Origin of the sequence: Mycobacterium sp. (genome assembly GCF_004298145.1) — a bacterium.
In the GTDB taxonomy this organism is placed as follows: Bacteria; Actinomycetota; Actinomycetes; order Mycobacteriales; family Mycobacteriaceae; genus Mycobacterium.
In genome coordinates this window covers 237,227-246,998 of record NZ_SCRH01000015.1, presented here as the reverse complement: position 1 = coordinate 246,998, position 9,772 = coordinate 237,227, and the positions used below count along the sequence as shown (strand labels likewise).

Below are 9,772 nucleotides of genomic sequence, written 5' to 3'. Positions count from 1 at the left end.
GGAACACAGCCAATTTGCAGGCGACGGCTCGGTGACGAGCCGCAGATCGGGTACTCACACCCATGACGGTCGTCTAGCAAAGGAGGCTGCGATGGCAGAGCAAGCCCAGGTCACCGAAGAACAGGCGAGAGCGCTCGCCGAGGAGTCTCGCGAAACCGGTTGGGATAAACCGTCCTTCGCGAAGGAGTTATTTCTCGGCCGTTTTCCGCTGGAGCTGATCCACCCGTTCCCCACACCCACTGAAGCCGACGAGGCCCGCACCCGCGCGTTTCTCGAGGGCGTGCGCGGATTTCTGGAGACCGTCGACGGCAGCGTCATCGAACGCGATGCCCAAATTCCCGACGAGTACGTGAAGGGCTTGGCCGACTTGGGCTGCTTCGGGATGAAGATTCCCCCCGAATACGGCGGCCTGGGCATGTCGCAAGTCGCCTACAACCGGGCTCTGATGATGGTGACGAGCGTTCACCCCAGTCTTGGCGCGCTGCTGTCGGCCCACCAATCCATCGGGGTACCCGAGCCGCTCAAACTCGCCGGGACCCCTGAGCAGAAAAAGAAGTTCTTGCCGCGGTGCGCTGCCGGGGCCATATCGGCGTTTTTACTCACAGAACCCGACGTGGGCTCCGACCCCGCCCGACTGGCGTCGACGGCGACCCCCATCGACGACGGGCAGGCCTACGAACTCGACGGCGTGAAGTTGTGGACCACCAACGGCGTGGTGGCCGAACTGCTGGTGATTATGGCCCGGGTACCCAAGGGCGAAGGGCGCCGCGGCGGCATCAGCGCGTTCGTCGTCGAGGCCGACTCACCCGGAATCACCGTGGAGCGACGCAACAAATTCATGGGCCTGCGCGGCATCGAAAACGGCGTGACCAGGCTGCACCGTGTTCGGGTCCCGCGCGAAAACCTGATCGGCTCCGAAGGTGACGGCTTGAAGATCGCGTTGACCACGCTCAATGCCGGACGGTTGTCGATCCCCGCGAGTGCGACGGGCTCGTCGAAGTGGGCATTGAAGATAGCGCGCGAATGGTCCGGTGAGCGTGTGCAGTGGGGTAAACCGCTGGCCGAGCACGAAGCGGTGGCCGGCAAGCTCTCGTTCATCGCCGCGACCAACTACGCGCTCGATGCCGTGCTCGAACTCTCCGCGCAGATGGCTGACGAAGGGCGCAACGACATCCGGATCGAGGCGGCGTTGGCCAAGTTATGGTCCAGCGAGATGGCCTGCGTGATCATCGACGAGGTCATGCAGATTCGGGGTGGGCGAGGCTATGAGACCGCGGAGTCGCTGGCCGCGCGTGGGGAGCGCGCGGTGCCCGTCGAGCAGGTGTTGCGGGACCTGCGGATCAATCGCATCTTCGAGGGTTCCAGCGAGATCATGAGGCTGCTCATCGCTCGCGAGGCGGTCGACGCCCACCTCGCCGCGGCCGGCGACCTCGCCAAGCCCGACACCGGGTTGCGGCAGAAGGCCGCCGCGGCAGTCGGAGCGAGCGGATTCTACGCAAAGTGGTTGCCGCAGCTGGTTTTCGGTGAAGGACAGCGGCCCCGGGCATACCACGAGTTCGGTCCGCTGGCGTCACACCTACGGTTCATTGAGCGGTCCAGCCGCAAGCTCGCCCGAAACACCTTCTACGGGATGGCACGGTGGCAGGCCAAGCTCGAGCAGCGGCAGGGGTTCCTCGGGCGCGTCGTCGATATCGGTGCCGAGTTGTTCGCGATGTCCGCGGCGTGCGTGCAGGCAGAGTCGCAACGTGCCGCCGATCCGGTGGTTGGTCAGCAGTCCTACGAGCTGGCGGAAACGTTCTGCGCCCAAGCGGCCCTGCGGGTGGAGACGCTGTTCCACGCCCTGTGGGACAACACCGACGGCAGCGATGTGCAGCTCACCCGCAACCTGCTGCAGGGCCGCTATCGCTGGCTGGAGGACGGGATCATCGATCAGTCCGAGGGCACCGGGCCGTGGATCGCCCATTGGGAAGAGGGCGCGTCGACCGAGACCAACCTGGCCCGCCGGTTCCTGTCCGGCTAGACGCCGAGGATTGGGGCAGAATCGGCGTCATGGCCACCTACGTCGCCGGGGCGGGCGAGTTCACCCGTGACACCAACTACATCACCACCCGCATCACTGCCGATGGGCGCGATGGCTACCCGGTCGAGCCCGGCCGGTATCGGCTCGTCGTCGCCCGCGCGTGCCCGTGGGCGAACCGCGCCATCATCGTCCGGCGGCTGCTGGGCCTCGAAAGCGTTCTCTCCATTGGCTTTTGTGGTCCCACCCATGACGAGCGCAGTTGGACGTTCGATCTCGATCCCGGTGGTGTCGACCCGGTCCTGAAGATCCCGCGGCTGCAGGACGCCTACTTCAAGCGATTCCCCGACTACCCCAAGGGCATCACAGTCCCGGCGATCGTCGACGTCGGCACCGGGGCGGTGGTCACCAATGATTTCGCGCAGATGACCCTCGATCTCTCGACGGAGTGGTCGGCATACCACCGCGACGGTGCGCCCGCGCTATACCCCGAGCGCCTGCGCGCGGAAATCGATGAGGTGAACAAGAGGGTCTATACCGAGATCAACAACGGTGTGTACCGGTGCGGCTTCGCCGGCTCGCAGCAGGCCTACGAAGCGGCCTACGACCGGCTGTTCACCGCGTTGGACTGGGTGAACGATCGGCTGACCAATCAGCGTTACCTGGTGGGCGACACCATTACCGAGGCCGACGTGCGGTTGTTCACCACCCTGGCCCGCTTCGACCCGGTTTATCACGGGCATTTCAAGTGCAATCGCGGCAAACTGAGCGAGATGCCGGTGCTGTGGGCCTACGCCCGCGACCTGTTCCAGACACCGGGTTTCGGGGACACCGTCGACTTCGTCCAGATCAAGCAGCACTACTACATCGTGCACGCCGACATCAACCCCACCCGCATCGTGCCAAAGGGCCCCGACCTGTCCGGCTGGCTATCGCCGCACGGACGAGAGAGCCTGGGCGGCAAGCCCTTCGGGGAGGGGACGCCGCCGGGCCCGCCGCTCGAAGGGGAGCGGGTTCCCGCCGGCCACGGGGCGTGACCCGTGGCGCCGAACGTCGACACCTGACCCGTGGCGCCGAACGTCGACTTGTGGGGCGAAATCGTGGCGCTGAACTCAAGCGACGTTTTGCCACAACAAGTCGACGTTCGACGGAAAAAGATCAGAAGGTAAGCCGCACTGACCATTCCGCGTGCGGGACGTCGCGTAGCTCGCCTGCGGGGTCCACCGCCAACGTCAGCAACTGCACGACGATCCCGGCCAGGCGCCCGCGATGCGGGTCGACCGGGGGGATGGTCACGGCGAGCCGGGTGCCCGGCCGAAAGATGGTGCTGGAGGTGTTCGTCGGATCCTCATACACCTGCACCAACCGCCAGGGCGCCCGGTAGATGGCATCGGGCACCGAGAGCTGGATCGGATAGCGCTCGCTGACCGGTAGCTCACCCTGGCTCTGCGGCGTCTCACAGTCTTCGAGGTTGAGCACGCTGCAGTAGAGGTAGGGCCCCACCCGGGTCAGGTGGCCGTGTGAGTACGCGCTGATCTCGGGGCGGTGCGGGCCGGAGCGGCCCACCAGCAGCCACGTGCCGACCCCGACGCCCACACAGAGCACAGCCATCAAGCAGGCCAGCAGCACGGCCATGCCGCGGTTGATTCCGGATTTCACTCGGCTACCACCGCCGGCCTGCCGACACCGCGCCGCCTGCCCTCCTGCTCGACCATGATGGGCCTATTACCTCCCAGGCCGGGAATCAGCGAGTTGCCGCGGAAGCTGACGAGGGTCTGCGCCAGGCCCGGGATGAGCAGGGCAGTGACCGCGGTGAAACCGACCCACAGGTCGGTGTACACCAGAACACCCAGGGCCCCGCCGAACACCCAGGCCAACTGCAGCGTCGACTCCGAGCGCCCGAACCCCGATGCGCGGGATTCCTCGGGCAGATCGTTCTGCAACGAGGCGTCCAGGGAGGCCTTCGCGATCGCGCTGGCCCCCGAAGTCACCAGGGTGGCGACCGCGGCCAGCATCAGGTTGCCGGCGACCGAGGCGGCGAGTGCGGCCGCGCTCACCGCCACCGTGCAGCGCACCACCAGCACGGCAGGCCTGCCCAGTTTCAGGCGCGCGCTGGTGAAGTTGCCGACGAAGTTGCCGATTCCGGCCGCGGCGCCGATCACCCCGAGTATGGCGATCTGGGCCCAGCCGCTGGCGTCATGTGCCTTGGCGACGAATGCCGGATACAAGAACAGAAACCCCACCATGACCTTGATGGTGCAGTTACCCCACAGCGAGGTAATGATGTTGCGGCCCAAGGGCTGCCGAAGCGTGGCAGTGGTCTTTCTGGGGACCTTCTTGACTGCTTCGGACCAGCTTCGGCGCAGGGGTTCGCTGTCCTGGCGGTAGCTCAAGGTGGCGGGAACCTCACCTGCGGTCACCTCGACCCAGCGCGGAATCCGCATGGACAGCGACGCGCCGGCGATCGTGACCACGACCACGACCAACAATGCCCCGGGCAGCTTGAACAGGTGGGTGCAGACGAACTCGACGCCGCCCGCGATGGCGCCGCCGGCGATGGTGCCGCCCAGCAGACCGAACATGGTCAGCCGCGAGTTGACCCGCACCAGGTCGATGCTCGGCGGCATCACCCTGGGTGTCACGGCGCTGCGCAGCACGCTGAACGACTTCGAGAACACCATCATGGCCAGCGCGCACGGATACAACACCATCGACGGGTAGCTCCCGCTGGCGCCGTCGTAGTTCAAGATCAGCACCAACGCCAATACCGTGCGAAGGGCAAACGACGCCGCGAGCGCGACGCGGCGGCCGTGCTGCAGCCGGTCCAGGGCCGGACCGATGAGGGGGGCGATCACCGCGAACGGCGCAATGGTGATCAACAGATACAGCGCGACCCGGCCCTTGCTTTCCCCGGTCGCCGCGGCGAAGAACAACGTGTTGGCCAGCGCGACGGCCATCGCGGCATCCACCGCGAAGTTGGCCACCGAGGGCCACGTCAGCGCCGTCAGGCCGGACTTGTCGGCACCGTCGGCGGTCGCGGCGCGCTGAACCATCCAGTACATCCGGGAACCCATTTCGCGGCTGCGCAGCGCCGCCGCGCGGGTGACGGTGATCCGCTCGCCGGGAGTCGGACCACGAGACGGCGCGGCGCCGCTGCCGTCCGGTTCCGTCTGGTGCCCCAGCGGGGGCAGATAGCGGTTGGCGCTCGGCATCGGCGGGGGGCGGCGGGTCCGGCGCTGGGCGCTGTCGCCGGCAGGGTAGTTGGCCGCGCCCGGATGTTGTGCGGCAACGCCATTGGGGGCCCGGCGGCCCGGCTTGGAGGCCACCCGGCCCGGATCGTCTTGCCGCCGTCCAGACACTCCCCGATTCTCCCCTATGCCGGCGACATGCGTCTGCAGGTAACGGGGCGTGGCTCCTCAACCTAGTATTGGAACCGCAATGCAGACAGAAGACAGCGTGACCAGACCCATCGAGGAATCCTCCGTGGCGACCGTAGGCGAATGGCCCGAAGGGTTGGCGGCGGTGCTCACGGGTGCCGCGGACCAGGCCAGGGCCGCCGTCGCGGAGTTCAGCGGCCCGGAGACGCTCGGTGACTATCTGGGCGTCAGCTACGAAGACCCGAGCACCGCCACCCACCGGTTCCTGGCGCATCTACCCGGTTACCAGGGGTGGCAGTGGGCCGTGGTCGTGGCCGCCTATCCCGGCGCCGATCACGCGACCGTCAGCGAAGTGGTGTTGGTTCCGGGACCGACGGCGTTGCTGGCACCGCAATGGGTGCCGTGGGACCAGCGGGTGCGGCCCGGGGACCTCAGCCCCGGGGACTTGTTGGCCCCCGCCGCCGACGATCCTCGGCTGGTTCCGGGCTACACCGCCAGCGGTGACTCGCAGGTCGACGAGACCGCCGCCGAGATCGGGCTGGGCCGGCGCTGGGTGATGAGCGGCGAGGGCCGCGCGGAGGCGGCCGAACGGTGGCACACCGGCGATTACGGCCCCGACTCGCCGATGGCGCGATCCACCAAGCGCGTGTGTCGGGACTGCGGCTTCTTCCTGCCGCTGTCGGGATCTCTGGGCGCCATGTTCGGCGTGTGCGGCAATGAGTTGTCGGCCGACGGGCACATCGTCGACAAGCTGTACGGCTGCGGTGCGCACTCGGACACCCCAGCCCCGGCGGGCGCCGGGTCGCCCGCGTACGGCCCCTACGACGACGGCCTGCTGGACGTCACCCAGGCGCCCGTCGAGCCGACCGGGCCACCCGAGCCGTCGGAGCCGTCGGAGCCGTCGGAGTCATCAGAGACGTCAGAGGCCCAGCCGGAGCCTGAGACCGAGGCGCCGGAGTCCGAGCAGCCCTCCCAGCCCCAGCCCGCGACCGAGACGTCGGACTAGCCCCGTTCCGCGGCGGTCTTGATGCGCGCCAACGAGGCGTTCATGCCGTCGAGCAATTCGCTCTCGAAGTTGTCGGTCCCGCCGAAGAGCGCTTTGACCGACAGGTTCGACAACGCGGTGACGCCGTTCTCGGCGTGGCGGCTCTCGATCAGCCGGGTGCCCTCCCCGGTGGACTCGAGCTCGTAGCTCCAGACGGTCTTATTGGCGTCGACGCGGAACGCGAGCTTTTGGTCCGGGACGACCTCGACCACCGTGCAGGTGGTCGGCCAGAACATGCGGTTGCGGCGGTTGAGGTTGAGCGTACGGGTGCCCTGACGCACCGGCCCGAACGGCTTCATCCAACGGCACTGCGGACTCCACTCCGGCATTCGCCGAAGATCGGAAATCATTTCCCATACCTTGGCAACCGGTGCGTTGATGTCGACGTGCGTTTGCAATAGCGGGGCTGCCATGACTCCTCCAACAGGTCGGCGAATTATTTCTGTTACAGATAATTTTCGAGTCCGGTCTGGGCGCCGCGCGCGCCGCGCCGGGCCGCCGCACGTTGCAGCAAGAAAATGCTCGTGCCGAGCAGCCCCACGCCCAGCCCGGCCAGCGTCAGCGGGCGCCAGCTGTGCAGGGCGGGCACCAGGAACGCGGCGGCCGCCGCGACGACCCAACCCAGCGCTCCGAGCCCGATGAACGGCCACGCGTGCACCAGTATCGCCGGCAGCGGCGGCGCCGTGCGGTTCTGGCCAGGTTCGGCGGGCATCGCGATTAACATAGCCCGCCGCCGGCGCCCCCGGTCGCCCGCCCGCTTGCCGAAATGGATGATCGAGAATCCCGAGCGGTGCGGGGTCAGCGCACAGCTAAGCACCTCGATGAAATTCCGCATGATTCGGTGGAAAGAATCAACACCCGGTTGGTGCCCCGGATGCTCACGCTTCCGTGTAACCTCGCGCCATGCCTGACAGCGATGCGCGGCTGGCCAGCGACCTGTCACTGGCTGTTATGCGGCTGGCCCGCCAACTGCGATTCCGCAACCCGTCGTCGCCGGTGTCGCTGTCCCAGCTGTCGGCGCTGGCGATGCTGGCCAACGAGGGCCCGATGACGCCCGGTGCCCTGGCGATTCGCGAACGGGTTCGGCCACCGTCGATGACCCGGGTGATCGCTTCGCTGGCCGAGCTGGGTCTGGTGGACCGCGCGCCGCACCCCGTCGACGGCCGACAAGTACTCGTCTCCGTGTCCGAGTCCGGAGCGGAGTTGGTCAAGGCCAACCGTCGCGCCCGTCAGGAGTGGCTGGCCAAGCGGCTGTCGACGCTGGACAGCGAACAACGTGACATCCTGCGCAGCGCGGCCGATCTGATGTTGGCGTTGGTCGACGAAAGCCCGTGAGCACCGGCGCCGATGCCGGCAATGTTGCGGACATTGACGACCCTGACGACCCGAGGCTCGACGATTTCCGCGACCTGAACAGTGTCGATCGCCGTCCCGACCTGCCGTCCGGCAAGGGGCTGGTGATTGCCGAAGGTGTGCTGGTGGTGCAGCGCATGCTCGCGTCGCGGTTCCGCCCGCATGCCCTGCTGGGCACCGACCGTCGGCTCACCGAACTCAAAGACGACCTGGCCGGCAGCGCCGTGCCGTTCTACCGGACGTCCGCCGACGTCATGGCCCGCGTCGTCGGCTTTCACCTCAATCGCGGGGTGCTGGCGGCCGCCCGGCGGGCGCCAGAACCCAGTGTGGCCGACGTGATCGCCGGCGCGCGCACCGTCGCGGTGCTCGAAGGGGTCAACGATCACGAGAACCTCGGCTCGATTTTCCGCAACGCGGCGGGGCTCGGTGTCGACGCGGTGGTATTCGGCAGCGGGTGTGCTGACCCGTTGTACCGCCGCGCCGTCCGGGTGTCGATGGGCCACGCGCTGCTGGTGCCGTATGCGCGCGCAACCTGTTGGCCCGCCGAGCTCGTGACGTTGAAGGAAAACGGATTTCGGCTTCTGGCGATGACCCCGCATGACACGGCGTGCGCGCTGCCGGAGGCGATGACGGCGGCGCGTGGCGAACGCGTCGCGGTGTTGGTGGGTGCCGAGGGGCCGGGGCTGACGCCGGCCGCCTTGCGGTTGAGCGATGTGCGGGCGCGCATCCCGATGTCGCGGGGCACCGACTCGCTCAACGTCGCGACCGCGGCCGCGTTGGCGTTCTACGAGCGCGCTCGGCTGGGAGACGTGGTGGGCCACGCGGCGGCGAAAGGCGGAGATGAACAATCAGGCTAGGCTTCGGCTGTTGAAAGGCGAGTCCGTGCCCTGGGCAACGGGTTTGACGGTGACAGCCTTTGTTGCGGCGGTCACCGCTGCGGCGATCGTGGTGCTCAGTCTGGGGTTGGTGCGCGTGCACCCGCTGCTGGCCGTCGGGCTCAACATCGTGGCCGCCGGGGGACTGGCACCGACCCTGTGGGGGTGGCGGCGCACCCCGGTTCTGCGCTGGTTCGTGCTGGGCGCCGGAGTCGGCGTGACGGGTGCGTGGGTCGCGCTACTGGCGCTGGCGGCCGCGGGTCGCGCTTAGTGGTGATCGCGAGCGCGGTGTGGCCGGGCGAAGCGGGTCGCTACGGTCGGTGCTAGCGCTGGCCGCCCGAGCGCACCCCGAGCAATACGTCTTCCCACGCCGGGATGACCGGCTTGCCCCGACGGGTGTGCACGGGTTTTTCGTCCGGCTCCGGAACCGGCGCTTCGGCGACGGGCGGCTTCGCGGGCTCTTCGAAGTCGATGTGGGCCACGCGCGCCACCGGTCGCAGCGGACGCTCGAAGCTCGGATCGATCAACGCGTTGGCCGTGTCGTCGATGGCGGTGACCGTTCCGCCGTGAGCCCCGGGACTGAAGCAGAAATGCGCGAGGTTGTCGGAGCGGCCGACCTTCCACGCGAGCTGCACGGTCCAGCGGTTGTCTTCGTTGCGCCAGGCGTCCCAGCTGAGCTTGTCGTGGTCGAGGCCCCGGGTCACCAAGGCGGCGCTGACGGTCTCCAGCAGGGTCAGCACGGCGGGACCGTCGGCCAGCATGGGGTGCGCGGCGGTTGCCAGCTCCGCGGCGCGGAACCGTTCCAACAGCACCGGGTGAGCAAAGCGGCGGATCCGTGACACGTCCGAGCCCGACGCCGCGGCGACCTGCTCGACGGATGCACCGGCGCGGATCTTGGCCTGAATTTCCTTGGGGCTGAGCATGTTGGTGACTTCAATCTCGAGCTGCGGTTGTTCAGGGTGCTGGGCCGCGACGCGCATAACGGCTCGCAGGCGGTCGTCGGCCGCCAGCTTGAACTGCTCCGCGGGATCGTCGCCCTCGCAGATGACGTATTTGCTGTCGGCATCGAGCCCAACCACTTTGAGTTCCCGCATGGCTTTCTCCT

Annotated in this window: 11 protein-coding genes; 6 read left to right on the top strand and 5 right to left on the bottom strand. The window is 67.8% G+C overall.

Translation table 11 applies throughout. From position 1 onward, the window contains the following. The first annotated feature begins 91 nt into the window (after nucleotides 1-91). A complete protein-coding gene (locus tag EPN51_RS06695) occupies nucleotides 92-2,020 on the top strand; it encodes an acyl-CoA dehydrogenase family protein (protein ID WP_293038862.1) in 1,929 nt (642 codons plus the stop codon). Between the two features lie 29 nt (nucleotides 2,021-2,049). Further along, a complete protein-coding gene (locus tag EPN51_RS06690) occupies nucleotides 2,050-3,054 on the top strand; it encodes a glutathione S-transferase C-terminal domain-containing protein (protein ID WP_293038860.1) in 1,005 nt (334 codons plus the stop codon). 121 nt (nucleotides 3,055-3,175) lie between these two features. Here EPN51_RS06690 and EPN51_RS06685 read toward each other — a convergent pair whose 3' ends face one another. After that, the gene (locus tag EPN51_RS06685; protein ID WP_293039008.1) at nucleotides 3,176-3,652 is read right to left on the bottom strand and encodes a DUF2771 domain-containing protein; all 477 of its coding nucleotides are present in this window, start codon (nucleotides 3,650-3,652) and stop codon (nucleotides 3,176-3,178) included. A gap of 20 nt (nucleotides 3,653-3,672) precedes the next feature. Next, nucleotides 3,673-5,343 carry an MFS transporter gene (locus EPN51_RS06680; RefSeq protein WP_293039005.1) on the bottom strand — a complete coding sequence of 557 codons (1,671 nt, stop codon included), beginning with the start codon at nucleotides 5,341-5,343 and terminating at the stop codon, nucleotides 3,673-3,675. Nucleotides 5,344-5,473: 130 nt separating this feature from the next. Here EPN51_RS06680 and EPN51_RS06675 point away from each other — a divergent pair, with 130 nt between their 5' ends. Beyond that, nucleotides 5,474-6,400, top strand: a complete 927-nt coding sequence (locus EPN51_RS06675) for a DUF3027 domain-containing protein (RefSeq protein WP_293039002.1) — start codon at nucleotides 5,474-5,476, stop codon at nucleotides 6,398-6,400. On the opposite strand, the gene EPN51_RS06670 is transcribed toward EPN51_RS06675, so the two are convergent. Both EPN51_RS06670 and EPN51_RS06665 read right to left on the bottom strand, forming a co-directional pair. Then, complete coding sequence (locus tag EPN51_RS06670; RefSeq protein ID WP_293038858.1) at nucleotides 6,397-6,852, bottom strand: SRPBCC family protein; 456 nt, start codon at nucleotides 6,850-6,852, stop codon at nucleotides 6,397-6,399. The genes EPN51_RS06675 and EPN51_RS06670 overlap by 4 nt on opposite strands. 32 nt (nucleotides 6,853-6,884) lie before the next feature. Continuing rightward, a complete protein-coding gene (locus EPN51_RS06665; RefSeq protein WP_293038856.1) occupies nucleotides 6,885-7,151 on the bottom strand; it encodes a DUF2530 domain-containing protein in 267 nt (88 codons plus the stop codon). Nucleotides 7,152-7,342: 191 nt separating this feature from the next. Here EPN51_RS06665 and EPN51_RS06660 point away from each other — a divergent pair, with 191 nt between their 5' ends. The 3 genes from EPN51_RS06660 to EPN51_RS06650 are packed head-to-tail and all read left to right on the top strand — an operon-like array spanning nucleotide 7,343 to nucleotide 8,938. Continuing rightward, nucleotides 7,343-7,774 (top strand): MarR family transcriptional regulator, encoded by a 432-nt coding sequence (locus EPN51_RS06660; protein ID WP_293038854.1) that lies wholly within the window; start codon nucleotides 7,343-7,345, stop codon nucleotides 7,772-7,774. Further along, nucleotides 7,771-8,649: an RNA methyltransferase gene (locus EPN51_RS06655; protein WP_293038852.1), complete on the top strand. Its 879-nt coding sequence runs from the start codon at nucleotides 7,771-7,773 to the stop codon at nucleotides 8,647-8,649. Before EPN51_RS06660 ends, EPN51_RS06655 begins: the two co-directional genes overlap by 4 nt. Then, nucleotides 8,633-8,938, top strand: coding sequence for a DUF2537 domain-containing protein (locus tag EPN51_RS06650; RefSeq protein WP_293038850.1), 306 nt, complete (start codon nucleotides 8,633-8,635; stop codon nucleotides 8,936-8,938). Before EPN51_RS06655 ends, EPN51_RS06650 begins: the two co-directional genes overlap by 17 nt. A 52-nt stretch (nucleotides 8,939-8,990) precedes the next feature. Here the strand turns inward: EPN51_RS06650 and sepH are convergent, their stop codons facing one another. Beyond that, on the bottom strand, nucleotides 8,991-9,761 hold the full coding sequence (sepH, locus tag EPN51_RS06645) for a septation protein SepH (protein WP_293038849.1): 771 nt from the start codon (nucleotides 9,759-9,761) through the stop codon (nucleotides 8,991-8,993). Nucleotides 9,762-9,772: the final 11 nt, after the last annotated feature.

Excerpts from the sequence above, each read along its gene's own strand:
- EPN51_RS06660 (WP_293038854.1), top strand. The coding sequence starts at position 7,343 with ATGCCTGACAGCGATGCGCGGCTGGCCAGCGACCTGTCACTGGCTGTT.
- EPN51_RS06665 (WP_293038856.1), bottom strand. The coding sequence starts at position 7,151 with ATGCCCGCCGAACCTGGCCAGAACCGCACGGCGCCGCCGCTGCCGGCG.
- EPN51_RS06685 (WP_293039008.1), bottom strand. The coding sequence starts at position 3,652 with ATGGCCGTGCTGCTGGCCTGCTTGATGGCTGTGCTCTGTGTGGGCGTC.
- EPN51_RS06650 (WP_293038850.1), top strand. The coding sequence starts at position 8,633 with ATGAACAATCAGGCTAGGCTTCGGCTGTTGAAAGGCGAGTCCGTGCCC.
- EPN51_RS06695 (WP_293038862.1), top strand. The coding sequence starts at position 92 with ATGGCAGAGCAAGCCCAGGTCACCGAAGAACAGGCGAGAGCGCTCGCC.
- sepH (WP_293038849.1), bottom strand. The coding sequence starts at position 9,761 with ATGCGGGAACTCAAAGTGGTTGGGCTCGATGCCGACAGCAAATACGTC.
- EPN51_RS06690 (WP_293038860.1), top strand. The coding sequence starts at position 2,050 with ATGGCCACCTACGTCGCCGGGGCGGGCGAGTTCACCCGTGACACCAAC.
- EPN51_RS06670 (WP_293038858.1), bottom strand. The coding sequence starts at position 6,852 with ATGGCAGCCCCGCTATTGCAAACGCACGTCGACATCAACGCACCGGTT.